The 23,788-nt window shown below is 50.3% G+C and carries 25 protein-coding genes; 13 read left to right on the top strand and 12 right to left on the bottom strand.

What is annotated here, in order from left to right:
* Nucleotides 1-23 precede the first annotated feature (23 nt).
* Entirely contained in the window at nt 24-641 is a 618-nt protein-coding gene (locus L2Y54_RS18035; RefSeq protein WP_236498033.1) for a C40 family peptidase, read from the bottom strand.
* A 129-nt stretch (nt 642-770) separates the two neighbouring features.
* The gene (locus tag L2Y54_RS18030; RefSeq protein WP_236498032.1) at nt 771-1,142 is read right to left on the bottom strand and encodes a TusE/DsrC/DsvC family sulfur relay protein; all 372 of its coding nucleotides are present in this window, start codon (nt 1,140-1,142) and stop codon (nt 771-773) included.
* Between the two features lie 181 nt (nt 1,143-1,323).
* On the opposite strand from L2Y54_RS18030, the gene L2Y54_RS18025 reads away from it, so the two are divergent.
* Nucleotides 1,324-1,926, top strand: coding sequence for a hypothetical protein (locus L2Y54_RS18025; RefSeq protein ID WP_236498031.1), 603 nt, complete (start codon nt 1,324-1,326; stop codon nt 1,924-1,926).
* A 5-nt stretch (nt 1,927-1,931) separates the two neighbouring features.
* On the opposite strand, the gene L2Y54_RS18020 is transcribed toward L2Y54_RS18025, so the two are convergent.
* The 5 genes from L2Y54_RS18020 to L2Y54_RS18000 form a co-directional block, all read right to left on the bottom strand.
* Complete coding sequence (locus L2Y54_RS18020) at nt 1,932-3,155, bottom strand: TFIIB-type zinc ribbon-containing protein (protein ID WP_236498030.1); 1,224 nt, start codon at nt 3,153-3,155, stop codon at nt 1,932-1,934.
* A gap of 14 nt (nt 3,156-3,169) precedes the next feature.
* Nucleotides 3,170-4,267 carry an SPFH domain-containing protein gene (locus L2Y54_RS18015; protein WP_236498029.1) on the bottom strand — a complete coding sequence of 366 codons (1,098 nt, stop codon included), beginning with the start codon at nt 4,265-4,267 and terminating at the stop codon, nt 3,170-3,172.
* Nucleotides 4,268-4,270: 3 nt separating this feature from the next.
* Nucleotides 4,271-5,443, bottom strand: coding sequence for a toxic anion resistance protein (locus L2Y54_RS18010; protein WP_236498028.1), 1,173 nt, complete (start codon nt 5,441-5,443; stop codon nt 4,271-4,273).
* A 30-nt stretch (nt 5,444-5,473) separates the two neighbouring features.
* Nucleotides 5,474-6,340 (bottom strand): 5-bromo-4-chloroindolyl phosphate hydrolysis family protein, encoded by an 867-nt coding sequence (locus L2Y54_RS18005; protein ID WP_236498027.1) that lies wholly within the window; start codon nt 6,338-6,340, stop codon nt 5,474-5,476.
* A gap of 631 nt (nt 6,341-6,971) precedes the next feature.
* Nucleotides 6,972-7,775: a peptidoglycan DD-metalloendopeptidase family protein gene (locus tag L2Y54_RS18000; RefSeq protein ID WP_236498026.1), complete on the bottom strand. Its 804-nt coding sequence runs from the start codon at nt 7,773-7,775 to the stop codon at nt 6,972-6,974.
* Between the two features lie 34 nt (nt 7,776-7,809).
* On the opposite strand from L2Y54_RS18000, the gene L2Y54_RS17995 reads away from it, so the two are divergent.
* The gene (locus tag L2Y54_RS17995; protein WP_236498025.1) at nt 7,810-8,988 is read left to right on the top strand and encodes a pyridoxal phosphate-dependent aminotransferase; all 1,179 of its coding nucleotides are present in this window, start codon (nt 7,810-7,812) and stop codon (nt 8,986-8,988) included.
* A 71-nt stretch (nt 8,989-9,059) separates the two neighbouring features.
* Here L2Y54_RS17995 and ypfJ read toward each other — a convergent pair whose 3' ends face one another.
* Entirely contained in the window at nt 9,060-9,929 is an 870-nt protein-coding gene (gene ypfJ / locus L2Y54_RS17990) for a KPN_02809 family neutral zinc metallopeptidase (protein WP_236498024.1), read from the bottom strand.
* 162 nt (nt 9,930-10,091) lie between these two features.
* Here ypfJ and L2Y54_RS17985 point away from each other — a divergent pair, with 162 nt between their 5' ends.
* From L2Y54_RS17985 to rpoS, 5 genes are all read left to right on the top strand, one after another.
* The gene (locus L2Y54_RS17985) at nt 10,092-10,691 is read left to right on the top strand and encodes an RNA polymerase sigma factor (RefSeq protein ID WP_236498023.1); all 600 of its coding nucleotides are present in this window, start codon (nt 10,092-10,094) and stop codon (nt 10,689-10,691) included.
* Nucleotides 10,688-11,107 (top strand): hypothetical protein, encoded by a 420-nt coding sequence (locus L2Y54_RS17980; protein WP_236498021.1) that lies wholly within the window; start codon nt 10,688-10,690, stop codon nt 11,105-11,107. Before L2Y54_RS17985 ends, L2Y54_RS17980 begins: the two co-directional genes overlap by 4 nt.
* 67 nt (nt 11,108-11,174) lie before the next feature.
* Complete coding sequence (locus tag L2Y54_RS17975; RefSeq protein WP_236498020.1) at nt 11,175-11,375, top strand: hypothetical protein; 201 nt, start codon at nt 11,175-11,177, stop codon at nt 11,373-11,375.
* Nucleotides 11,356-11,835 carry a DUF3106 domain-containing protein gene (locus L2Y54_RS17970; protein WP_236498018.1) on the top strand — a complete coding sequence of 160 codons (480 nt, stop codon included), beginning with the start codon at nt 11,356-11,358 and terminating at the stop codon, nt 11,833-11,835. Before L2Y54_RS17975 ends, L2Y54_RS17970 begins: the two co-directional genes overlap by 20 nt.
* A 329-nt stretch (nt 11,836-12,164) precedes the next feature.
* Entirely contained in the window at nt 12,165-13,178 is a 1,014-nt protein-coding gene (rpoS, locus tag L2Y54_RS17965; protein WP_236498016.1) for an RNA polymerase sigma factor RpoS, read from the top strand.
* 13 nt (nt 13,179-13,191) lie between these two features.
* Here rpoS and L2Y54_RS17960 read toward each other — a convergent pair whose 3' ends face one another.
* Nucleotides 13,192-13,563 (bottom strand): Mth938-like domain-containing protein, encoded by a 372-nt coding sequence (locus L2Y54_RS17960; RefSeq protein ID WP_236498014.1) that lies wholly within the window; start codon nt 13,561-13,563, stop codon nt 13,192-13,194.
* Between the two features lie 88 nt (nt 13,564-13,651).
* Between L2Y54_RS17960 and alaC the strand changes: the two genes are divergently transcribed.
* The 4 genes from alaC to L2Y54_RS17940 are packed head-to-tail and all read left to right on the top strand — an operon-like array spanning nt 13,652 to nt 18,298.
* Complete coding sequence (alaC, locus tag L2Y54_RS17955) at nt 13,652-14,845, top strand: alanine transaminase (protein WP_236498013.1); 1,194 nt, start codon at nt 13,652-13,654, stop codon at nt 14,843-14,845.
* Nucleotides 14,846-14,847: 2 nt separating this feature from the next.
* On the top strand, nt 14,848-16,158 hold the full coding sequence (locus L2Y54_RS17950) for a homoserine dehydrogenase (protein ID WP_202716608.1): 1,311 nt from the start codon (nt 14,848-14,850) through the stop codon (nt 16,156-16,158).
* A 4-nt stretch (nt 16,159-16,162) separates the two neighbouring features.
* Nucleotides 16,163-17,593 (top strand): threonine synthase, encoded by a 1,431-nt coding sequence (thrC, locus tag L2Y54_RS17945; RefSeq protein WP_236498011.1) that lies wholly within the window; start codon nt 16,163-16,165, stop codon nt 17,591-17,593.
* A 12-nt stretch (nt 17,594-17,605) separates the two neighbouring features.
* Nucleotides 17,606-18,298 (top strand): metal-dependent hydrolase, encoded by a 693-nt coding sequence (locus tag L2Y54_RS17940; RefSeq protein ID WP_236498009.1) that lies wholly within the window; start codon nt 17,606-17,608, stop codon nt 18,296-18,298.
* On the opposite strand, the gene L2Y54_RS17935 is transcribed toward L2Y54_RS17940, so the two are convergent.
* Genes L2Y54_RS17935 through L2Y54_RS17925 form a run of 3 tightly spaced genes read right to left on the bottom strand, consistent with a single transcriptional unit; the run spans nt 18,273 to nt 21,260 of the window.
* Nucleotides 18,273-19,106 carry a polysaccharide deacetylase family protein gene (locus L2Y54_RS17935; RefSeq protein WP_236498007.1) on the bottom strand — a complete coding sequence of 278 codons (834 nt, stop codon included), beginning with the start codon at nt 19,104-19,106 and terminating at the stop codon, nt 18,273-18,275. The two genes, L2Y54_RS17940 and L2Y54_RS17935, sit on opposite strands and share 26 nt — an antisense overlap.
* Complete coding sequence (locus tag L2Y54_RS17930) at nt 19,103-20,254, bottom strand: glycosyltransferase (RefSeq protein ID WP_236498005.1); 1,152 nt, start codon at nt 20,252-20,254, stop codon at nt 19,103-19,105. Before L2Y54_RS17930 ends, L2Y54_RS17935 begins: the two co-directional genes overlap by 4 nt.
* A gap of 7 nt (nt 20,255-20,261) precedes the next feature.
* A complete protein-coding gene (locus L2Y54_RS17925) occupies nt 20,262-21,260 on the bottom strand; it encodes a GNAT family N-acetyltransferase (protein WP_236498003.1) in 999 nt (332 codons plus the stop codon).
* 21 nt (nt 21,261-21,281) lie between these two features.
* Here L2Y54_RS17925 and L2Y54_RS17920 point away from each other — a divergent pair, with 21 nt between their 5' ends.
* A complete protein-coding gene (locus tag L2Y54_RS17920; RefSeq protein WP_236498002.1) occupies nt 21,282-21,464 on the top strand; it encodes a hypothetical protein in 183 nt (60 codons plus the stop codon).
* A gap of 22 nt (nt 21,465-21,486) precedes the next feature.
* Complete coding sequence (locus L2Y54_RS17915) at nt 21,487-23,760, top strand: GumC family protein (protein ID WP_236498000.1); 2,274 nt, start codon at nt 21,487-21,489, stop codon at nt 23,758-23,760.
* Nucleotides 23,761-23,788: the final 28 nt, after the last annotated feature.

The raw sequence follows: 23,788 nt of genomic DNA, 5'->3' as shown, positions 1-23,788 counted from the left end.
AAAGGTTCATGTTTGTTTTGATTTTAGGCGAGGAAAGCGCCAAATTTGACAAGGCGTTGTTGCCAATAGGTTTTGCTCAGGTTGTCAATACTCACTTTGCTGCCACCGGATGCGGCATGGATGAAATCACCGCGACCGATATAAATACCCACGTGATTGACTTTGCTGCCACTGGTGCGGAAGAAAATCAAATCACCGGGGCGCATTTGTTCAAAGCTAATGGTGCGGCTGGCCTCGCTTTGTTCTGCCGCTGTGCGGGGTAGGGTGATGCCTTGGGCATTTTTATAAACGTATTGAGTCAGACCGCTGCAATCAAAGCCTTCGCGTGGGGTTTCACCACCATAGGTATAGCGCACTCCCAGCGCCTGATGCGCTTGGGCTAATAAAGCGCGTCTGGCGGGGGCATCATAAGGTTCGGTTTGTTGTGAAAACGGTTGGTATTGTTGTGAAAATGCCGGTTGCGACATTGAGGGTTGATTATAGCTGGTGAAATACGGTCGAGCCTGAGGTTGATAAACACCCGGAACCGTGTGGTTCCAATACGGGTATTGCGCGGTTTGCGGGTATGAACCCATTGGTGCGCATCCGCCGAGTACAGAAGTGACTGCACCCACTAGCAGTGCTGCTTTAATATTGCCCATTATGATCTGCCCTGTTTTTTGTTATGCATTTAGAATGTTAGGGCATTCTATAAGTTCAATCCTGAACACAAACAAAAAACCCAATCACTTCAGGCGATTGGGTTGGGTTTTAGTCGTCGTGATTTGGTATTACCAGTTAGTGCCGAAACTTTTGTCGGTTTCATTGCCTAATTTGGGCAATTCAGCAATGTCGTGGATGGTGCTCAGTGGACCATCGGGGAAAAGCTGATACAAGTATTTACGCCCACCTTGGGGTAAGAATTCGTCTTGCAGCATATCCGCCAGCATTCGCGCATTCTGGCAGTCATCGCAGTGTTCGTAGAAATCGAGTATGAAATTGATCACTGCCATGTGTTCGGCGGTCAATGTCATGCCGCGTTGAGCGGCGTTGGTGCGGATTAATTGGTAAACGTTATCGGTTTTAAGTGTGGGCAACGGTGCTCGCATGACCGCATGGGCACGTGGGAACATCTCATCCAAAGAAACATCGCTAAACATCATAACTCAATCCTCCTGAGTGTTTTCTGTGGTGATGACAAACCCGACTATCTCTAGTGGTGTGGTTTGATACCTTGCTTATATCCCAAAAGTAGTATTTCCGAGTGCATAAGTCAAGTTATGTCTGAACGTGAGTCGCGTGGTATTCTAGATGACTATTATTTCACGGAATGGTCGAGTGTTCATGAACCCTATTACTCCTACGTTGACAACGTTAACCTTGGCTGCTTATGGCTGGTCGCCTGCTAATTGGGCAAGTGTATTTTACCCGGATGATTTGCCAGCCGCTTGGCAGGCTTCATATTACGCTAATGAATTCAGTCGCTTACTGATTTCAGCGAGTGAGTGGGTAGCACCCGTAGAGCAAGCTAAAGCGTGGTCGGCGGAAGTCGGGCAAGATTTCGGTTTCTATGTGGAATTAACGCCAAAATTGTTGCAAGCAGCGCATTGGGAGGCTGTGCGTGTTGCGATTGATCAAGAATTGGCGGCGCAAGTGCTGGGTATTGTCGCCGATGCTGGGGTAGTCCCTTGGATACCGGCAGCATGGTTGGAGCGCTTTGCTGTGCATATCTTGCCGGAAGGCGAGTGGTTTGCTGCAATGCCGCAAGGTGCAGAGGCGCAAATCGGCTTGATACACACTAGCGAAATGCTCTCACCAAAAGCTTTACGCGCTTTGTTCGAGCATTTGCAACAACATACCGCCCACCGTGATGTTGTGCTGTTCTTGGATGCACCTTGGGCAGTGTCAGAGCAATTACGTCTGATGCAGCAATTGTACGGGGTATAAGTGCGCTAATACCTCGGTGCACGATAAGGGTCGTAACGGTAAGGATCAGGCAAGCGGCGGGGTGCTTGATACGGTTGGTATTGGTTATAATTGCCGCCTTGTTGCAAGGCTTGCTCGAACACTCCGGCTTTTTCCATGACATAGCCCAAGCCGCCCAGCAAGGTTAGCCCCAATAACGCGGCAAACACAATTTTCACCACACTGTAAGGGCGTTCGCCTTGGGTTTTGCCGTTGCGCCCGTTAATGACAAAGCGGTAAGTTTCACTGTTATAACGGAAAGCAGCCGACCAAACCGGCAGCAAAACGTGTTTAAACGTGGTGGCTGAATGTTGCGTTTGCAGGCTGTGAACGCGCTGTTGATCACCGCCAATGTCGCTGGTAATGGCATTGTAAATGCGGCTATCCATAATGCCACGGGCTTGCTCAAAGCCTTCGTCCAAATCCACCTGATAAATTTCACTCTGGAAACCGCTCAGGTAACTTTCGTTGTAAGGCACAAGATTGGGTAAATCCCACGGTTCGAGGCGGTCAAGAATCGCACGGGGCAGGGTGTGCGTAGCACCGACCAATACATCGTCAAAAAATAGACGTACTCGCCCACTGACCGGTGTCCAGCGAATACGGGGTACATTTTGCACTTGTTGGCGTGGTTGCCCATTCACCATTACCGTGACCATTTGGCGTTCGTAATAAATCACGCCGCGTTCACCCCGGTAATAGCTGTCGGTATGGCTGTCATACGTCCAGTACGGGATGTAAATGCCCAGCAATTTTTCATCGCGTTTAGCTTTGTTTTTCAGGGCAGAAGGCGCAAACCATAAGCCACCGATCCACTTATCAAACGCGCTACGGGCATCTTTTTCGGTGATTAAAAACGGCAATAAGGATTTGGGTTGGAACAGCCGTGCCTGTTCTGTCCCTGTTACCACCGGTGTGCCACAAAATGGGCAGTCACCTGCGTGGGTGTTTGATTTTAACTCAAACGTGGCGGCACAATTGGGGCATTTGATGACCTGAGTGTTATCCAGCGGGCGTAATTTTCCCTGTTGGATAGCTCGCAACGCCTGCTCGAAACTGTATTCACGAATTTCTTGCTGGTTAGGGCGAATTAGGTTTTGATGCCCGCAATAGTTACAACTGAGCGCTTCTGTCCCCGGTTGGTAGATCAGGTCGGCACCGCATTGTTCGCACGGAAAATGCTGTTGTTTGGTGTTGTTATTATCCGCCATTTAAGCCTGCACTGTTATTCGCTACTTTGAGGAGGCGCGGAAGGTGGAATCGGCGGTGGCGTTGCTTGCCCTGCAAACAAACCACGCAGTGCTGCTGTTTCCCCCACCGCTTGCCAATTCGCCATGCCCGCTTGCCACACCAGCGTGGCTGCTGTTAGTTGCCCATTTTGCGCCATTTGTTGCAATTGTGGCATACCCAATGGCCCTCTGGATTCTTGCCCGATCGCAATATGCCAGCCGGTATCCGGTAATGGCGGTGGCGTTGCTGCTGCCGGTTTGTTCAACACTTCTGCCATTTTATTGGCAACCGCAAAGCCCATGCCCATATCCAACGCACTGTTGGAACCACCCTCACCAATGCCTTGCGCGGTTTGGTATTGCAGGTATTTGTCGAGGTTGCCGATCATGCCCATGCTGGTACGTTTATCGAGCGCTTCTTCGACTTCAGTGGGCAGGGAAATGTTTTCCACCAGAATATTGGTAAGCTTCAAACCATAAGCCGCAAATTCCGGGACAATTTTCTGGGTGACGAATTGCCCCAATTGTTCGTAGTTGGCTGCCATATCCAGCACCGGAATATTCGCGCTGGCAACGATGCTGCTAAAGCGTGTCACAATCAGATTGCGTAATTGGTCGCTGATTTCATCGACGGTGAAGTTCCCATCTGTCCCCATGATTTCTTGCATGAATTTGCGCGAATCGTCAACGCGCATTCCATACGTACCGAAAGCGCGAATGCGTACCCCGCCGAATTCGCTGTCACGGATCATCACCGGGTTGCGCGTCCCCCATTTCAGATTGGTGAACTGCTTGGTGTTGAAAAAATAGACTTCGGCTTTGAACGGGCTGCTGAAACCGTGATCCCAATGTTGCAGGGTGGACAGTAACGGCAGGTTTTGGGTTTCCAACACGTACATGCCGGGGGTGAGTACGTCGGCTACCTGACCTTCGTTGACGAAAATCGCCACTTGCGACTCGCGCACGGTGAGTTTCGCGCCGTATTTGATTTCGTTGCCGTGACGTTCGAAGCGGTAAACCATGGTGTCGCTGCTGTTGTCAGTCCATTCGATGACATCAACAAACTCACCCATCAATTTGTCCCATAATCCCATGATTTATACTCCTTGGCGGGGGCTGTCTGCCTTGGCTTTGGCGGAAGTCAGCGCATGGCGCAATTCGCTTTCCATGATCTTGATTTCTTCCTCGGCTTTGGCACGCATGGCTTTGCCTTCGTCGGCAATGCGCAGCGAGTCGTTGATGGTGTCGATCAGGCTTTGGTTGGCTTTTTTCACCGATTCAATATCGAACACGCCGCGTTCCATTTGTTTGCGGGTCTCAGCATTGCCTAGGCGCAGGGTTTCGGCATTCTTTTCCAGCAATTCATTGGTGAGGTCTGAGGCTTTTTTGACGACTTCAGCGGCATCGCTCATGCGGAAAATGGTGACAGCTTGCGCTAACTGATTTTTCCACAATGGCACGGTGTTGATCAGCGTGGAATTGATCTTGTTGATCAAAGTTTTGTCGTTTTCTTGCACCAAACGGATGCTGGGCAAGCTTTGCATCGCGACTTGGCGGGTCAGGCGTAAATCGTGTACGCGGCGTTCCAGATCGTCACGCGAACTGCGTAAATCGCGTAGGTTTTGAGCCAGAATCATGTCGGTGGTATTGGCTTCGACTTTGGCAACCAGTGCCGGGATTTCATTGGTCTCAAGGCGACGCAGCTTTTCTTCACCAGCGGCGATATAGGCTTCGAGGTTGTGGAAAAAGTCGAGGTTGGCTTCATAGAGCTTGTCGAGCGTGACCACATCCGTCAGCAATTGGGTTTTGTGCCCTTCCATCTCATCGGTAATGGTGTCGATTTGTTTGCGGACTTCTTCGTACTGATTCAGGAATTCGACGACAGGTTTGGCTTTGCCGATGAGTTTTTCCCACCAGCTTGGTTCGTCATTGGGGTTGAGGGAATCAATGTCGAAACCTTTGATGGCTGTGACCATATTGGTCAGGGATTTGCCAGCAGTGCCAATGTCTTTGTTTTTGACACCAGTGAGCATTTTTTCCGAAATGGCGGTCATTTGCTCTTGGGTTTTGGTGCCAAAAAACATAATGCTGCTGCGGTCGTCCATGTCGATTTCGGCGATGATATTTTCGAGTTTACTTTTATTGGTATCATCGGCTTGTGCGTAGGCAACCAGTTCAGTGGTCAGTTCTGGCAGGGGAGCCAGTGCTGTACCCGGAACGATGGCAGGAGCTGTTTGGGTTACGGTGGCTGTTGTTTGTGTTTCATTCATGGTGGTCTTCTCCTTGAGTTTATCGCTTAATTAGAGAACGCCTTCGCGTTTGAGTTGGGTTTCGAGGACTTCGATTTGCACGTCCAGATCAAAATGCTTGTCTTCCAATAATTTCACCTGTTGTTCGGCAAAGGTCTGTTCTATCGAATCCAGCACCCGGCTGAAATTGGTTTCCAGAGCAACTGGCTTTTCTCCCTGATGAGTGCGTGCATAACCTTCGGTAACACGCTGTGTACCGTCTAAATAGACTTTGAGGAATTTGCGGGCGCGGGACAGGCGGGTCGGGTCATCTTCGATGCTGGCTAAAACTTCACGGGCTTTGCTGGTAATGCGTTGCAGGCGGGCATTGAATTCGGGGTTGGGAATGTTGCGGCGTGCTTGTTCGATAGCGTCAATTTTAACATTGGCAGCATCGAGTGCGTCTAAAACTTCTTCAATTGTGACCCCGATGGAAATATTTCCCGCTTTGTCTTTGCGCGGATCCAAACCGTAATACAAGGCAAACCCCAGGAACGTTGCCGCGCCAATCAATACCGCTGGCAAAATACCGCTCATGGCGTAATCCGAACTCCACCAGTCCAAAACACCGGTCGCCGTGCTGATAATAATTGCAGCAACGGTTTTGAACGGAGTCGATGGTGCGCGGGCAATTTTACGCCGTTCGTATTCACCTTCCAGCCGGAAGCCGTGACGAGCCACACCAGCACCCACCATGAAAGCGGCGAACACCCCACCGGTGACTAAGGTATCCATTACATCACCGCGCATCAGTGAACCGATGGCAGTAATCAGTGCGGGTAGCGGGAGCAAGTAAAGTAAAATGCCTTTGATGCCATAACGGACATTGTGAATGGTAGGCTCATAACGTTTGGCTGCCGATTTAACGGTCGTGGTCATGGTGTCTCCCATCAGAACAGCGGTGGAAATAGGTTAAAAATGGATAGCACGCTGACACCGCCAATGGTGACAGCTAAAAGAATAAAGCCAACCGTCTTACGTAAGGCATAAGCCATGACATCTGTCCTCCTTTTTATAATCTCTGCTAAGTGTAGCGTGTCTGACGGGGGATAACCTATTCTATTCCGGTATTTGGTACACAAAAAGATTTTATTTATGAATGAAAGCTGTATAATGGCAAAAAATGCTTGTGTCAGAACAAAAAAAAGCGAGCCATGAAAGACTCGCTTTTTGTGAAAGGTAACTCAAGAACGCCGCAGCTAATTGCTGCGGTAGTGAATGCAGGTAAACCCCCTGTTTACTAGCTTGCATTCAATGCTCAATCCTCACCATTCAACCAGCTCCCCAATAAAATGGCCGGTTGTAAGGGTGGGGGTTGAGATTGTAACTTCAGCGTGCCGTCATCCCGAATCTCTTATGCCATTGAGTGTCAGAACGGCGGAACAAGCTTATTTTTTATTTCAGATACTTCTGACGACGAAATCGTTACCACAAACCCCAAGTTCGCGATTCCTGCTGAAGTTGGGACTATACTAGTCTCGAATCCATGAATATAACCTGAACCCTTGGCTTATTTTTTGTTCGGTAAAAATAATGCCGGATCGACCGCTTCGCCATTCAAATACACCGACCAATGCAGGTGTGGGCCAGTGGCTCTACCAGTGCTGCCTACCTCGCCAATAATGTCGCCTTGCTGAACGGTATCCCCAGTTTCCACCTGAATTTCACTTAGGTGTGCGTACATGCTAATCACGCCCATGCCGTGGTCAAGGTAAACGGTATTGCCGCTGAAAAAGAAATCATCGGTGTGAATCACCGTGCCAGCGGCAGTGGCTTTGATCGGTGTACCGGTTGCGGCGGCAATATCCATGCCGCTGTGTGGGTTGCGTGCTTGGTTATTGATGACACGCCTCAGACCGAACCGCCCGGTGTCATGTCCCGGTACAGGTTTAATGAAACCCAGTTGGGCTGCACCCGTTGTAAAGTGGGTTTTAGCCTGTTCCTGCACGGCTAGTTCCCGGACAATTCGCTGGCTGGATTCCTCATCCGGTTCAACCTTGTTCTTATCCTTAATCGTCAGGCGTTGGGTTTTGTATTCCTTGGCTTGTATCGGAAATGACAGCGCTTGACCGCCTTGTAGCTGCACGGTTTGTGTGTCACCTTCCGCATCGAGAGGAATGCCGACCAGAGCAACCCAGTGAGCATCCTGTGGTACAACCGTTACCCGCTTGCCCTCATACTGTACCAGCGGTGCTTGAGCAGACAGTGGTGCGATGGGGAGGTGGGCAATGCCGCCCGGCACAGGGTTTTCGCGTGGCATTGCCAGTATATGGCTGGAATACAATGCGATGCTCAACAGCAACCATTTTTTCATTTTTATTCACCTAATCAAACGGTAAAGCGCTACGATGAAGCATAGCACAGCAGCGGAACGAATGCGGGCGATCCAGCCCTTCCATGTGATGGCGTTGTTGGCCGAAACCCGCCAACGTGAAGCAGCCGGTCAGGATATTATTCACATGGAAGTGGGTGAACCCGACTTTCCAACCCCTGCACCCATTGTGGCAGCAGGCATCCAGGCATTGCAATCCGGGCAGACGAAATACACGCCCACCTGCGGCTTGCCTGCTTTGCGTGAAGCGATTGCTGATTATTATGCCAGCCGCTTTGGGGTAACGATTACGCCGCAGCGTATTATTGTGACGCCCGGTGCATCCGGCGCATTGCAATTGGTGCTGGGGGCATTGCTGAATCCGGGGGATGAGGTGCTGATGACTGACCCCGGCTACCCATGCAATCGCCATTTCGTGCGCTTGTTTGAAGGCAAGCCGGTGGCAATTCCGGTGGGTGCAGACACCGCGTATCAATTGAATAGCTCGCATATTCCGGCGCATTGGAATGCCAATACCCGTGCGGTGCTGTTGGCAAGCCCTGCGAACCCTACCGGAACGTTGCTCAGTGTGCCGCAATTGGCGGACATTTACCGAGCGGTGCGGCAGCGCGGTGGGGAGTTGATTGTCGACGAAATTTATCAAGGGCTGACTTACGGTGTACCCGATACCACGGCGCTAGCAGTGGATGCTGACAATATTTGGGTCATCAATAGCTTTTCCAAGTATTTCGGCATGACTGGCTGGCGCTTGGGCTGGGTGGTTGCTCCCGAATGGGCGGTCGCAACGTTGGATCGTTTGGCACAAAACATCTTTTTGGCAGCATCAACACCCGCACAATACGCGGCACTGGCAGCCTTTACCCCGGAAGCGTTGGCAATCATGGAAGCGCAGCGGCAGGAATTGCAGCAGCGCCGGGATTTTTTACTGCCAGCACTGCAAGCGCTGGGTTTTTCGGTACGCGCCGAACCGCAAGGTGCATTTTACATTTATGCGGGTTCGGAACGCTTTGGGGATGATGCGCAAGCGTTGTGCGCACGTTTGCTGGACAAAACCGGCGTGGTGTTCACGCCGGGGATCGACTTCGGCAGCCATCAGGCGACGACTCATGTGCGTTTTGCTTATACCACGCATGTGGCACGGTTAGAGCAAGCAGTGGAACGTCTTGAACTAGGATTGCTTGGATTAAAGGATTAGCAGGATGAAGAGAAGAGAGGCGCGTCTTCATCCTATTAATCATGTTTATCCTAGAAATCCCAGTTCAGACATTAACTTTTGAAAGAATCGCAGTATTTCAAGTCGCCGGTTTTTAAGCCACGCTGAAACCATTCCATGCGTTGTGTCGATGAGCCGTGCGTGAAGGAGTCGGGGTTAATACGTCGCCCGGACATGCGTTGCAAACGGTCATCGCCAATGGAGCCTGCGGCATTAATGGCTTCTTCAATATCGCCTTCTTCGAGAATATTGAATTGTTTGTGAGCGTGGTGTGCCCAAACGCCCGCATAACAGTCTGCCTGTAGTTCGAGTGCTACTGAGAGTGCGTTGCCGTCGCGTTTGCTCATGCTATTTTGCAGGCGGGTAACTTCAGTGGTTGTACCCATCAGGTTTTGTACGTGATGCCCGATTTCATGACCCAATACATAGGCTTGTGCAAAGTCGCCGGATGCGCCCATGTTTTGCAGTTCGCGGAAAAAGCCTAAGTCGATGTAAACCTTCTGGTCGGCAGGGCAGTAAAACGGTCCGGTGGCGGCAGTGGAGTAGCCACACACGGAATCGGTGCTGTCCGTGAATAATACCAATTTAGGCTCGACATAGCGCCCGCCCAATTGACGAAATACTGGATTCCACACGTCTTCAGTGGAAGCCAGTACAGAGGAAACAAATTTCCCTGCGTCATCTTGCGGCACACCGGTTGTTACGGTTTCGCTGGAACTGCCGCCCCCAAAGCCTCCTAAAATTGTATTGGCACCACCAACCAGTCCGAGGATTTGAATCGGGTTAAAACCCATATACCAGCCAATCAGTACGGCAGCAACAGTGCCGAGCAGACCAATTTTCATCCCGCCTCTGCCTCCGCTGCTGCGACCGCCACGCCGGTCTTCTACGTTGCTGCTTTGTCGTCCTGTTCTCCAGCGCATGTTGTTGCTCCATAAAAATATTTGCGGGAATTATTTCGTGTTACACAGAACTAAAGCCAATTAACCGAAATCTGTCAACTTATAAATGATTGCAGCGTTAATCTATTGGAGTCACCGGCTATTGCCAGGGGAACGAGGGGCACTCAAAGGAATATGATGAGAATGGCGGCATTGATAACCGCGCATAACGAGCGGTTGGATAGCGATTCGCACGAAAACGATAGTTTGGATGACGCGGCGCGTTTGGATCACTTCCTCAAAGATGTGAGTCGGCGTGCCTTTGTGGTGGCACGTCTGGCGACTCAAGACGAAGAAGAGGCGCTGGATATTGTGCAGGATGCTTTGTTCAAACTGGTGCAAAAGTATTCTGGGCATCCGCACGGTGAGTGGGGTGCGTTGTTTCATACGATTTTGCACAGCAGAATCAATGATTGGCATCGGCGACAGAAGGTACGCAATCGTTGGCGGGTGTTTTTTTCAAGCAAGGATGATGAGGAGGATGTCGATGTAGAAGAGCAGACTGCCCAGACCCAATTTTTAGAGCCAGAACGTCAACTACTACAGGATGAAATGAGTGTGCTGATGCAAGTCGCCATTGGGCAATTACCGTTACGTCAGCAACAGGCGTTGTTATTACGGGGCTGGGAGGGCTATGACATTGCGGAAACCGCAAAAATCATGAAATGTTCCGAAGGGAGCGTAAAAACACATTATTCAAGGGCTGTCCACAGTTTGCGGGAAAAACTGGGAGATTATCAATGACAAATATGAGACACGAAATTACTGAGCAGTTATTGGTAACTGCGGTGAAACAGGGGATGGATCACGCCGTCATGGCGTTGGATTGGCAGACACAGGCGCGGCTGACACGTTTGCGTTTACAAGCGTTGGAGCTGGAACAGAAGCGCCATTGGTCGGAAGGCTTTGGTCTTTCATCGCTTTCACGGGGGTTTGCGATTGCCACGGCTGTCACATTGGCGGCGACACTTTGGGTATTGCCCGATACGGCGTTGCCCCCTGATAGCGTAGCGGCTGTTTCCGGTGATCGCTTCACGGATGCTGCCACCGCTGCAACAGAGGTGGATGTCAATGTGATGGAAATTCTGATGGCCAGTGAGGATATGGACTTGCTGGAAAATTTAGACATGTATGAGTGGTTGGAGGCTGAATACGGCTAACCACATTAGCTAAGTCGTTAAGGAGAACACCATGCGAAGGAAAGGAATCCTGTGGATATGCAACATATTGTTACTGTTGTTGATTAATGTTGGCGCTGTCGTCGCTGCCGAAACAGCCGATGAAATTACTACCATGCTCACCTGGTGGGATGACGTCGGCAGTGAGTGGGAACAAGCGGAAGCTTTCATCGAATTTGCGGGTAATGAACCAGAATACCTGTTAGCAGATAACTCGGTGGAGATGGTAAATGAACAACAGCAGCAATAAACGTCGCTTTGTCGGTTTTCTCATGGCGCTCTTGACAATGATGGCGCTACTGTTGGCAGGTGGAAGCGCAATGGCGGGTTCAGTAACGTGGGAGAGTCTCAGTGATAGCGAAAAGTCGGTATTGAAAGCTTTTCAAAGTGAGTGGTCTTCCTTGTCAGATAAGACCCAAGGCAATTTAAAGCGTTGGGCGGCAAAACCGGCAAGCGAGCGCAACAGGATCAAGCAGCGTTATGGTGATTGGCAGCAATTATCGGATGCGCAACAAAAAAAGATTGCTAAACAGCTCAAACGTTATAAAGCCATGTCGCCTGCCCAAAAAGCCAAGATTAAGCAGTGGCATGAGTGGGTTAAAAAATTGCCGGAAGCCGAGCGTAAGAAGTTGCGTGAGCAATGGCCAAACATGACGGATGCTGAGCGTAGAGCCTACATGAAAGATTTACAGCAACAGTATGGAAAGTAGAGGATAGAACCAAAAAGTCGATTGATTTTTTTGTTTTATACCGTATTATTTTTCTAATGTTCAGGCTTCATTCAGGATAAGTTTTGATCATTTTTGTTTATTCATGCATAAATTCCTAGAAAAACAAGGTTTTATGGTCTCCGTTAAGTTTGCGTTAAGGTCTTCTCGTTGATGTCGATTTGTGCTAAGGTGTCGATATAATAATCTTTAAGCGTGCTCGTTCTATTGGGATTTAATCGAATTGTGCTAAATGCAGCGGCACAACCAGTGTTTTGCTGAAAATATACAAGGCAATAGCGCCTTTAGATTTAAGAAAAGGAGTCTCAGGAATGTCACGACCACAGACCCATATTGATAGCAAAGAGGTGGTTGCTTTTGTGTCATCAGAAGCCATTGATACCATGGATTTGGAGGATGACCTTGAAGATGAAAGCGCCGTTGTGGATGATGATGACGTTTTAAGCTTGACCGACAGTGCCAGTGTTACCGTTTCCTCGTCGATGGTTGATGTTGACGCTACCCAGATGTATCTGCGCGAAATTGAGTTTTCGCCCCTACTAACTCCCGAAGAAGAAGTGCTTTATGGTCGTCTCGCCCGTGATGGTGATGAGTTCGGTCGTAATAAAATGATTACTTGCAATTTGCGTTTGGTGGTGAAAATTGCACGCCGTTACATGGGTCGTGGTTTGCCTTTGCCTGATTTGATTGAAGAGGGCAATCTGGGTTTGATCCATGCGGTTGAAAAATTCGATCCTGAACGTGGTTTCCGCTTCTCAACTTACGCCACTTGGTGGATTCGCCAAAATATTGAACGGGCGTTGATGAACCAAACGCGCACCATCCGCTTACCCATTCATGTGAATAAAGAGCTGAATGCTTATCTGCGCAAAGTTCGCGAGATGACCCAAAAGCTGGGGTATGAGCCTTCGCTGCCTGAAGTTGCGGAAGCACTGGATAAGCCAGTAGAAGTTTTACGTAAGTTGCTCGATTTTAACGAGCGCATTACTTCGTTGGATGTGACGGTTGGCAAGGACAGTGGCAGCCCCTTAGTGGATTTCGTGAGTGCCGAAACCAGTGATGAACCTGACAGCAAGCTGGAGGACGAAGATATTACCCAGTCCGTCGATAATTGGTTAGGTCAGCTTGAGTTCAAGCAAAAAGAAGTGATTGTGCGTAGGTTTGGTCTGCATGGTCATGAACGTGCCACGTTAGAGCAGGTCGGCGAAGCACTGGGTTTGACTCGCGAGCGCGTCCGGCAGATTCAGATGGATGCGCTGAAGCGTTTGCGCCGTATCCTTGAAAACAAAGGGTTGTCCGGCGAAAACCTGCTGGGTATTGGTTGAATCCTCTCCTTTGCTACGCTAAGAAAAACGCTGCGGCTACACGCCTTGCCTCCGACAACAATACATTATAAGTGCGGCAAGCAGCAGCGGTGGTCATCACTTCAAAACCTACCCCGTTTTGCACTAGAACCTTCCATATTTCGGGGGATGGAAATTGCTGGTTTTTCCCCGTTCCAATCAAGATAACTTCAGCACCAATCGCAAACAACGGTTCCAAATGGGCAGGTTGCAAGGCTTGGATGGATTGCGGTTGCCAATCAGTGGTTAAGGTTTGCGAACCGATCAAGAAACTATTGCTCAAAGGGTTCTGGTTAACGGCTACCCACGTATCGCCGTAGCCGGTAATGCGGTAATGAGCGCTATTCAATTCCTCGCTGAACTTCATTTAGCTTACCTTAGCCTTTATCTGTAATTGACAGCCTGCATGGTGAATTGTAATGTGACTGGCATTAGCAATCAGGATACCCAGAACCGTGCAGGACGATTTCCAAAGAATAAACCGGCTTCCCACTTACGTTTTCAAGATCACCGATGCGCTGAAGCGGGAAGCACGCGCCAAGGGCGAAGACATTATCGACTTCGGGATGGGTAATCCCGACCAGCCGACGCCTAAACACATTGTAGACAAACTGGTAGAAGCAGCGCAACGTGGCGACACGCACCGCTACTCCATGTCGCGGGGCATCCCACGGCTGCGCAAAGCGATCAGTAATTGGTACAAGCGCAAGTTTGACGTGGACATTGACCCGGAAACCGAAGCGATTGTCACCATTGGCTCAAAAGAAGGCTTGGCACATTTGGCGCTGGCAACCTTGAGCCGTGGCGATACCGTACTCGTACCGAACCCTGCGTACCCGATTCACCCATATGGCAGCATCATTGCCGATGCCGATATTCGCCATGTACCGTTGGTGGAAGGCAAGGATTTCTTTGTCGAATTGGAAGCGGCGATCAAAAACTCTTGGCCTAAGCCCAAGATGCTGATTATCAACTTCCCCGGCAACCCGACAGGGCAGTGCGTGGAACTCGATTTTTTCGAGCGCGTGATCAAAGTTGCCAAAGAGCATGATGTTTGGGTTATCCACGACATTGCTTACGGTGAAATTTGCTTCGATGGTTATCAAGCACCCTCCATCCTGCAAGTGCCGGGGGCGAAAGACATTGCGGTGGAATTCTATTCGCTATCCAAAACCTACAATATGCCCGGCTGGCGCGTGGGTTTCATGTGCGGCAACCCTGTGTTGGTGAAAGCGTTGGAGCGGATTAAATCGTATCTGGATTACGGTATGTTTGCGCCGATTCAGATTGCCGCGATTGCTGCGTTGGATGGCCCGCAAGATTGCGTCAAAGAAATCAGCGCCATGTATGAAAGCCGCCGCAATGTGTTGTGTGATGGTTTAAATGCAGCGGGTTGGGCAGTCGAACGTCCCAAAGCCAGTATGTTCGTGTGGGCAAAAATCCCTGAACATTACGCCGCCATGGGTTCGTTGGAATTCGCCAAAAAGTTGTTAAAAGATGCGCAAGTCGCGGTGTCGCCGGGGATTGGTTTTGGTGAATACGGTGACGATCACGTGCGTTTCAGCCTGATTGAAAACGAACACCGTACCCGTCAGGCAATCCGCAATATCAAACAAATGTTTCGTAAAGATCAAGGTTTAAAGGAGTGAGCATGGATCCCGTCAAGGTTGGCCTGCTAGGGCTGGGGACTGTTGGTGGCGGTACTGCCATCGTGTTGAAGCGTAACGCCGAAGAAATTGCGCGTCGTGCTGGGCGTGGCATTGTGATTGATTACGCTGCCAACCTCGACCTCAGTCGTGCCGAAGAATTGGGCTTGGGGAACGTGCGCTTAACGCAAGACGCTTTCGATGTCGTCAATGACCCAGACATCCAGATTGTGGTTGAGCTGATCGGTGGTTATACCGTGGCGCGTGATTTGGTGTTGCAGGCGATTAATAATGGCAAGCATGTTGTTACCGCGAACAAAGCGTTGATTGCACTGCATGGCAATGAAATTTTTGCAGCCGCACAGGCAAAAGGCGTAATGGTCGCGTTTGAAGCGGCCGTCGCTGGCGGTATTCCGGTCATTAAAGCGATACGTGAAGGGTTGTCGGCTAACCGCATTGAATGGCTGGCAGGCATCATCAACGGTACGGGTAACTTTATTCTCACCGAAATGCGTGACAAAGGTCGGGCGTTTGCGGATGTGTTGGCGGAAGCACAAGCACTCGGTTACGCTGAAGCTGACCCAACTTTTGATGTGGAGGGCATTGATGCCGGTCACAAGCTGACGATTTTGTCGTCGATTGCGTTTGGGATTCCCTTGCAATTTAAGCAAACGTACACCGAAGGCATTACCAAAATCAGTGCTGAAGATGTGACCTATGCGACTGAGCTGGGCTATCGCATCAAGCATTTAGGCATTGCACGGCGTACTGCTGCGGGCATTGAGCAACGGGTTCACCCCACGCTGATTCCTGAGCGGCGCTTGATTGCCAATGTCGATGGTGTGATGAATGCGGTATTGGTGAAAGGCGATGCGGTCGGCGCGACCTTGTATTACGGCGCAGGTGCGGGTGCAGAGCCAACGGCTTCCGCTGTGATCGCAGATTTGGTGGATGTTACTCGTGCGCTGACGGCTGACCCGGAAAACCGTGTGCCGCATTTGGCGTTTCAACCGTCACAGCTTGCGGATACTGCCATTTTGCCGATTGAGGAAGTGGAAACGGCCTTCTATTTGCGCATGTGTGCCTTGGATCGCCCCGGTGTCTTGGCGGATGTGACGCGCATTCTTGGTGATCGTCAAATCAGCATCGAAGCTTTCATTCAGAAAGAGCCGACCAGCGGCGTGGATAAAGTCGACATTATCATGCTGACCCAGCGCGTGCGCGAAGGCAATATGAACGCGGCGCTTGCGGCGATTGAAGCACTGGATACCATTTGCAGCAGCGTTACGCGCATTCGTGTCGAGACCTTGGGCTAATAACATGAAATACATTTCGACTCGCGGGCAATCGCCTGCGCAATCTTTCAGTGAAATCCTGCTGGGTGGGCTTGCGCCTGACGGCGGTTTGTATTTGCCGGAAAGCTACCCGCATTTCAGCGCGGACGATTTGACGCAGATGCGCGGCATGAATTACCGCGAACTGGCGTTTGCGGTGCTGTCGCGGTTTGCGACGGATATTCCAGCGACTGATTTGAAGGCGATTATTGATAAAACCTACACCGCTGAGGTGTATTGCAATGTGCGTGACGGCGAAAATGCCGCAGACATTACGCCATTGCACACGCTCGAACCGGATTTGCACTTGCTGTGTTTGTCAAATGGTCCGACGATTGCGTTTAAAGACATGGCGATGCAATTGCTCGGCAACCTGTTTGAATACGTGCTGGCAAAAGCGGGGCAGGGTATCAATATTCTGGGGGCGACGTCCGGCGATACCGGTTCGTCGGCGGAATATGCGATGCGTGGTAAGCATGGCGTGAATGTGTTCATGCTGTCGCCACATGGCAAAATGAGCCGTTTCCAGACCGCGCAAATGTTCAGTTTGCAAGATGAGAATATCTTCAATATCGCGGTCAATGGCGTGTTTGATGATTGTCAGGATATTGTGAAAGCGGTGTCTAACGATCATGCGTTTAAGGCTGCAAACAAAATTGGCGCAGTCAATTCGATCAACTGGGGGCGGGTAGCGGCACAGATTGTGTACTACTTCAAAGGCTACTTTGCAGCGACGGATTCAAACGATCAGCAAGTGAGCTTTGCCGTGCCTTCCGGTAATTTCGGGAATGTGTGCGCGGGGCATATTGCGCGGATGATGGGCTTGCCGATCAAGCATTTGGTGGTGGCAACCAACGAAAACGATGTGTTGGATGAGTTTTTCCGTACAGGCGTGTACCGTCCGCGTGGTGCGGCGAATACCTACCATACCAGCAGCCCGTCGATGGATATTTCCAAAGCGTCGAATTTTGAGCGTTTCGTGTTCGATTTAGTCGGGCGCGATGGCGACAAAGTGCGCGGTTTGTGGAATGAAGTGGATAACGGCGGCGCGTTTGATTTGAATGCGGATGGCGTATTTGCGCAAGTGTCAACATTCGGTTTTCAGTCGGGGGTAAGTTCGCATACGCACCGGATGCAAACCATTCGCCAGACGTTTGAAACGTATGGCGTAATGATTGACACGCATACCGCTGACGGTTTGAAAGTGGCGTTGGAACAGCGTGAAGTCGGTGTGCCCATGTTGGTGTTGGAAACGGCGTTGCCTGCCAAGTTTGAAGATTCCATTCGCGAAGCCTTGGGGCGTGACCCTGTGCGTCCGGCGAGTATGAACGATTTGGAAAGCTTGCCGCAGCGTTTTGACGTGATGGACGCGGATGTTGACGCGATCAAGCAGTTTATTGTGACGAAAACCGCGTAATTTGCTGACAATATGGCAAATTTTAGTACGCATATTAGCGTGGCAGCAGCGGGGGCAGGCTTATTGTCTGTCCTCTGCTTGCAGGTGGGTTTAGCCGAGCCGCGTGAAGCCTTGATGCTGGCGCTATTGGGAACGATTGGCGGTATTTTGCCGGATATTGATTTGCAACACGCTTACCCCAGTCGGATTATGTTTTCCTTGTTTGCGATTCTCGCCGCCTTCATGGTGGTGTTTTCCAGCGAAAATAATTTGTCGATTGTGGAATTGTGGGGCGTGGGATTGCTCACCTTTGGGTTAATTCGCTTTCCGATTTGGATGGTATTCCATGAATACACTACACACCGTGGGTCGATCCATTCTTTGGTGGCGGCGTTATTGTTCATGTTTTTGATGACAGCTTTTGCCCACCATGTGATGGGGGAATCGCCATTTGTGGCGTGGTTGTTTGGCTTGTTTGTGTTCCTAGGGTTTGTGCTGCATTTGGTGCTGGATGAATTATACAGCGTCGACTTCATGAATCATCGCATTAAACGCTCGTTCGGCACGGCATTAAAAATACTCGACTGGAAAAAGCGCGAAAAATCCACCGCACTGGTGGTTGCCACGATTATTGCGTGGGCGTTGGTGCCGGATTCCCATGCGTTTTGGGATACCTTGTTGAGTGCGGACACTTACCGGATTATTGGGGCGCGTTTGCTACCGTAGGTGTGGCGGCGTAGTAATGATCCCGGAATGAGCTGAAGGGGTAATCCTGCAATAATTTATTGAGTTTCCCCGGAATGCTGCTGCGTCGGGCAAATTGGTGGACTGCCATTTTCAACGGAATCTTGACGTGTTGTCCTACTTCACGATGTTCGTGAGTATCCAGTTCGTAAGGGTGCATGTAGAAGATACTGGTGTTAGGGTTCAAATCGCGTGCCAGCCAGCGTGATAGCCAGTAGGGGTAAATGCGGAAATAACCACCGCCCATCACCGGCAAATTCTTGCCGAATACGCGGCTGACACTCATCGGGTAGCAATCCAGCCCACGTTCCGCAATACGTTGCAAAATGCCGTCATCACTAAAGCCGTAACAACGGCGCACGGTGGCTAACATAATGGATGAGTCGTAAATAATCCCCTGTTCCCGCAGCGCAGCGCAATACCAGTCGAGAATGTCGTCGCGTACCGAAAACGTGGGGGCGCGAAAACCGATGACTTTGGTGCCGCTAATGTCTTCTAATAAGCCGACTGAACGTTGCATTTCGGCGCGAAATTGCGCTTCGGTCAGGTTGTAAATCATGCGGTGAGTATGTGAATGGCTGGCGAGTTCGTGACCGGCTTGCGCGATGCTGCGGATCAATTGCGGAAACTTTTCTGCCACCATGCCTTGGATGAAGAACGTGCCTTTGACCTTGTGTGTATCTAAAATATCCAGCAAGCGGCTGGTATTGCGTACTACACGGTTGGATACAGCGCGGTCAAAATCGTAAACGGATTGTTGCCAGTCTTCGATGTCAGCAGTGAATATCATGGGCTTGCCTCCAAAGAAACGCTTTCCCGTTTTTGCTGATGACAGCTTAGGTAGATGTCACCGAGAATGTCGAGGATGCGGGTTTCGGAAAAGTGCTGGCAGGCGTGTTCCCGTGCTGCTTGTCCCATCTGTTGGCGTTGTTCGGGGTGTTGGATGCACCACAGCATGTGGTCGGCAAGCGCTTGCGGGGAATTCAGTGGCGTTTTGAAACCGGTTTGCTGATCAATAATAGCTTCGCGACTGCCTTTGACATCGGTGCAAATGACGGGTTTGCCGGATGCCATCGGTTCGATGAGGGCGCGAGGAATGCCTTCGGCGAATGAGGTCAGCACCCCGACATCAATGCTTTGGTAAAACGCAGGCATGTCATTGCGGTATGGCATGATTTCGATCAGGTCACTTAGCCCTTTTTGCTGGATGCTGGTTTGCACGTCGGCTTGTAGATGACCTTGGCCGATGAGTTTGATTTTGAAATCACGGGTTTGCTTTGCCAGTAATTCGGCGGCATCCAGCAGTAAGGCATGATTTTTGATGGGTTCAAAGCGTGCCACCATGCCAAACGTCGTGGTGTTGTCAGGGGCAGTAGAATGCGGTTCAAATTTGTTTAAGTCGATGCCATTGCCGAGAAATACCATTTGTGATTCGTCGAGCAAGTGGTGTTCTCGCGCCAGTTGCATGTCTTCACGTAATTGGAATAGCGAATAACGCACGGTTTTTTTGAGCAGTTTTTCAATCAGCAGATACGCTTTGCGAGCCAGCGGGCTGGTATTTTCGGCAATGCTGTAGCCGTGACTTTGGTAAATCCACACCGTTTTGTGGTCAAACAAAGCGAGAAAACGCCCGACTAAGCCCGGTATGCCGAAGTGCAGGTGTACGGCATGATAACCGCCTTGGCGAATCGCACGGCGTAAATTCCATGCAGAACGCGCCAATTGCAGCGGGTTTAGGCTGCGGTGTTGGTCTGCTATTACTACCTTCATACCCTGGGTTTGCATGAGGGCAACTTCGGGACCGTCACTGCACAGCACATCGACTTGCATCTCGCCCGCATGACGTTTATTCAGGGCATGAGCGCGATGAAACACCAGCGCGTAGGCGGAACTGCTGACGGTGCAAACTTCCAAAATTTTCAGCGGGTTAGCTTTCATAGGGTATTCAGTAAAATTTGTGGAGCAGGGCGCGGGATAAGCCATCCATCACGATTTTCGGCGTATTGCGGATTAGCCAAGAGGCAGCACCTTGTACTTTGGAATGTGCGGATGACGGTTGCGGCGTGGGTATTTTGTAGTAGTAAATCTTGTGGCTGCGGTTGGCGAGTTTGAGCTTGAATTGGTGCGGGTTGCTACCGGCGGATGAACGCCCTAGGTTGTAAGTGTTGCGCCCGCTTGCACCGCAATATTCAACCATCTGCCAGAGCATGGCTAGGAACACATTGTGCTTTTTGTAATCGCTATGAATCCCTGACCAAGCACCATACACTTCGGTTTGGCTTACAAAATTGACGGATGACACCACCGGAATGCCGTCGATATAGCCGACAAAAATTTGCATGTATTGGGAGCATTGCTGCATTAAATCCGTAAAAAATGCTTTGGGGTGCGGCAAACTGCCAAGATCATGCAAACTCATGCGGTACAGTTGGTAAAATTCATCCAATAATTGCGGGTTCAAACCGACCACTGAGGTAAACCCCATCTTTAAGGGGCGACGAATATTTTTGCGGGTATTGCTGGACAGTTTCTGCCAAATAGCATCGACAGAAGGTTGGATGTCGAGATTCAATTCGACTTTATCCGCCGTATCGTTCAGGTAAGGAATGTGCTGTGCGGTGCGGACTTCCAGTGTATTGATGCGGGTGGCAGCCAGTTCTTGTGCCAAGGTCGCAATCATCAAACCGTAATCATCAGCACCTGTGTCAGGAATCATGCCGGTTTTATCAAAACCTGCACCCAGAATCAGCGTTTGTTTGCCCAACCACTGAGTGCGTAAAAAAGCCGGAATAGTCCACCCGCGTTCGGTGGTCGCCAGTTGTACTTGCACGGGCTGCAAACGGAATTCACGTGCCAAAATTGCGCGAAAGGCGGGATTGAGAAAAATTTCTCCGTCCAGCGGTGATGGCTTGTATGGCGGATCTGGTGTAATCGTTATGCTCATCTTCCAAACGGCTTTGTTTTTATGATTACCTATTTGTATGACGTTGGGAAAAGTCATGCCAGTGCGGGCAGATTAACGGGGCAACTTTGTCGGGTAGGCGGTTATTCGTCTGGTGCTATGCCCGCTTATCCAGAAAATGCCCGCGAATGCAGGCTAAACTTTGCGGTATGGGTAAAGCTGTCGGACAATGACTGGACATACTAACAATTATCTCCAGCAGAGAACCATGCTAACTGTCAACGCTAACCGTGTTCCTAGTCCGTCTCATTCAGTCGCTGCACCAGTGCCGTATCTTGCCGTGCCTGCTGCCGGGATTGCTACGCATACGTTGACACTTGAGGATGTCTGGCGGCGTTTAATGCGGCAAAAATGGACTTTCTTACTGACAACCTTATCCATTATCTTGCTGACGGTTTATTTTACTTGGACAGCAACCCCATCTTACCGTGCGGGGGCAACGATCCAGATTGAGAAAGAGGGCGTACAAATTGTTAACTTTGGTACGCTCACCAGTGCTTCACCGGATATGGGGGAGCAGGATCCTTTTTTCCGTACCCAATACGAACAGTTGAAAAGCCGCAAGCTGGCGGAGCGGGTCATTGCTGATCTGGATTTGCGTACCCGCTTGTTTGAGCGCCCTGAAAAATTCAGCCTATTGGCTTCGGTTAAAGTGATTATCAAGGGGGTTATTGATAACGTTTTACCCGCTAAACAAGCCGCTACTGGTGGTGGTAAGACGTCTGATTACGCCCAGCAATTTGTTGAAAAGCTTTACGTGGAGCCGATTGAAAAGACGCATTTAGTCAAAGTATTTTACGAAAGCCCTGACCCGGTATTATCAGCGGATATTGTGAACGCCCTGATTAACGCTTTCATCAAGGAAAATATCAGCTCTCAAAGTGAAACAGATACTTACGCCAAGGAATTTCTGGAGCAGGAGTTAGAGAAAGCGCGGCAGCGTTTGAACTTACAAGAAGGCAAACTGATTGAATATGCCAAGCAAAATGACATTCTGGAAGTGAATAACAGCCAGTCGAGTCAGGAGCGAAAACTCGATGAACTCTATTCCGCATTAGGGGCTGCCGAACGCGCCCGTATTCAAGCCGAAAGCCAGATGATTCAAGGGCGTAGGCACGGTAATGTGCGTGAAGTCCTCAATAATCCGGTGGTAGAAGGCATAAAGCAAAACCTGAATACCTTGGAAGCGGAATATCAGGAGAAGCTCAAACTGTTTAAACCCGCGTTCCCGGATATGCAGCGTTTGCAACAACAAATTCAGGAAGTGCGCAGCCAATTGCAACAGGAAGTGGGGGGGCTGAAACAATCCCTGCAAGCGGAATACGCGGCGGCAAAAAAACTGGAAGATGATTTGCGTAATCAACTGGCTGTTTATAAAGGGGAGTTAGTTAATTTACGTGACCGCAGCATTGAATACAACGCTTTGAAACGCGAAGTCGAAACCAGCCGGGATTTGTACGATGGTTTGTTGCAACGCATGAAGGAGGTCAATGTTGCCGCTAATGTGACCAGCAGTAATATTCGAGTGGTGGACGCGGCAGCTCCCGATAGCGATGTATTCCGCCCTAAAAAACTACTGAATCTGATTATCGGCAGCTTAGTTGGGTTGATGTTAGGGGTTGGTGCGGCGTTATTGCGTGAAACCATGAGTCAGGGTGTTGCTTCGGTGAGTGAGTTACAAACCTTGAGTGGGTTGCCGATATTGGGGACGATTCCGCATGTGCGGCATTTATCCGAGGGTAATTTGGCATTGGCGACGGTGCGCGATGCAGGTTCGTTGCTGGCGGAATCGTATCGGGTCATGACCGCAAATTTACGTTTTGTACTGCCCGGAGGCGTTGCCCCGCGTGTTACCTTGATCACCAGTGTGAATCCGGCGGAGGGCAAGTCAACCTCGGCGGTGAATATTGCCATGAGTCAGGCGCAGCAGGGTTTGAAGGTGTTACTGATTGATGCGGATTTGCGCCGCCCGTCGGTGCATGTCAAATTGGGTTTGCCACATGCCAGAGGCTTGAGCAATTACTTGAATGGTGAGGTCGATATTGCCAGCGTGACGCATCCTTCCCGCGATATGAAAGGCTTGTACCTGATTTTGGCGGGAACCTTGATGGCTGACCCCGTGCGCATGGTGTCCAGCCCGGCAATGGCGCAATTGCTGAATCTGGCGACCAAACATTTCGATAGCATAATTATTGACGGCCCGCCAACGGCAGGTTTCGCGGATGCGCTCTATTTGTCGTCATTGGCGGAAGCGACGGTGATTGTTGCCGATGAAGAGCGCATTAACCGCAAACGCTTGCTGACAGTCATTGAGCAGTTGCGGCGCGTGAGACCGAATGTGGTGGGGTTCTTAATGGTGAAATCACAACAGGAAGCCATGGATTCGCGTTATTACGATCGTTACCCCACCCTGAAGTCAGGCAAGGCTGAAACCAAAGCGGCGAAAAGTAAACGCAAGGGCTTGAATCTTGCCCCGGTTTAGTCATGCTTCGTTGCCAGAGTATAGCCAT

Origin of the sequence: Thiothrix winogradskyi (assembly GCF_021650935.1) — a bacterium.
In the GTDB taxonomy this organism is placed as follows: domain Bacteria; phylum Pseudomonadota; class Gammaproteobacteria; order Thiotrichales; family Thiotrichaceae; genus Thiothrix; species Thiothrix winogradskyi.
This window is presented reverse-complemented; position numbering and strand designations above follow the sequence as displayed.

What these genes read in the sequence shown, in the direction of transcription:
- L2Y54_RS18035 (WP_236498033.1), bottom strand. Translation starts at nt 641, where the DNA reads ATGGGCAATATTAAAGCAGCACTGCTAGTGGGTGCAGTCACTTCTGTA.
- L2Y54_RS18030 (WP_236498032.1), bottom strand. Translation starts at nt 1,142, where the DNA reads ATGATGTTTAGCGATGTTTCTTTGGATGAGATGTTCCCACGTGCCCAT.
- L2Y54_RS18025 (WP_236498031.1), top strand. Translation starts at nt 1,324, where the DNA reads ATGAACCCTATTACTCCTACGTTGACAACGTTAACCTTGGCTGCTTAT.
- L2Y54_RS18020 (WP_236498030.1), bottom strand. Translation starts at nt 3,155, where the DNA reads ATGGCGGATAATAACAACACCAAACAACAGCATTTTCCGTGCGAACAA.
- L2Y54_RS18015 (WP_236498029.1), bottom strand. Translation starts at nt 4,267, where the DNA reads ATGGGATTATGGGACAAATTGATGGGTGAGTTTGTTGATGTCATCGAA.
- L2Y54_RS18010 (WP_236498028.1), bottom strand. Translation starts at nt 5,443, where the DNA reads ATGAATGAAACACAAACAACAGCCACCGTAACCCAAACAGCTCCTGCC.
- L2Y54_RS18005 (WP_236498027.1), bottom strand. Translation starts at nt 6,340, where the DNA reads ATGACCACGACCGTTAAATCGGCAGCCAAACGTTATGAGCCTACCATT.
- L2Y54_RS18000 (WP_236498026.1), bottom strand. Translation starts at nt 7,775, where the DNA reads ATGAAAAAATGGTTGCTGTTGAGCATCGCATTGTATTCCAGCCATATA.
- L2Y54_RS17995 (WP_236498025.1), top strand. Translation starts at nt 7,810, where the DNA reads ATGAAGCATAGCACAGCAGCGGAACGAATGCGGGCGATCCAGCCCTTC.
- ypfJ (WP_236498024.1), bottom strand. Translation starts at nt 9,929, where the DNA reads ATGCGCTGGAGAACAGGACGACAAAGCAGCAACGTAGAAGACCGGCGT.
- L2Y54_RS17985 (WP_236498023.1), top strand. Translation starts at nt 10,092, where the DNA reads ATGGCGGCATTGATAACCGCGCATAACGAGCGGTTGGATAGCGATTCG.
- L2Y54_RS17980 (WP_236498021.1), top strand. Translation starts at nt 10,688, where the DNA reads ATGACAAATATGAGACACGAAATTACTGAGCAGTTATTGGTAACTGCG.
- L2Y54_RS17970 (WP_236498018.1), top strand. Translation starts at nt 11,356, where the DNA reads ATGAACAACAGCAGCAATAAACGTCGCTTTGTCGGTTTTCTCATGGCG.
- rpoS (WP_236498016.1), top strand. Translation starts at nt 12,165, where the DNA reads ATGTCACGACCACAGACCCATATTGATAGCAAAGAGGTGGTTGCTTTT.
- L2Y54_RS17960 (WP_236498014.1), bottom strand. Translation starts at nt 13,563, where the DNA reads ATGAAGTTCAGCGAGGAATTGAATAGCGCTCATTACCGCATTACCGGC.
- L2Y54_RS17950 (WP_202716608.1), top strand. Translation starts at nt 14,848, where the DNA reads ATGGATCCCGTCAAGGTTGGCCTGCTAGGGCTGGGGACTGTTGGTGGC.
- thrC (WP_236498011.1), top strand. Translation starts at nt 16,163, where the DNA reads ATGAAATACATTTCGACTCGCGGGCAATCGCCTGCGCAATCTTTCAGT.
- L2Y54_RS17940 (WP_236498009.1), top strand. Translation starts at nt 17,606, where the DNA reads ATGGCAAATTTTAGTACGCATATTAGCGTGGCAGCAGCGGGGGCAGGC.
- L2Y54_RS17935 (WP_236498007.1), bottom strand. Translation starts at nt 19,106, where the DNA reads ATGATATTCACTGCTGACATCGAAGACTGGCAACAATCCGTTTACGAT.
- L2Y54_RS17930 (WP_236498005.1), bottom strand. Translation starts at nt 20,254, where the DNA reads ATGAAAGCTAACCCGCTGAAAATTTTGGAAGTTTGCACCGTCAGCAGT.
- L2Y54_RS17925 (WP_236498003.1), bottom strand. Translation starts at nt 21,260, where the DNA reads ATGAGCATAACGATTACACCAGATCCGCCATACAAGCCATCACCGCTG.
- L2Y54_RS17920 (WP_236498002.1), top strand. Translation starts at nt 21,282, where the DNA reads ATGATTACCTATTTGTATGACGTTGGGAAAAGTCATGCCAGTGCGGGC.
- L2Y54_RS17915 (WP_236498000.1), top strand. Translation starts at nt 21,487, where the DNA reads ATGCTAACTGTCAACGCTAACCGTGTTCCTAGTCCGTCTCATTCAGTC.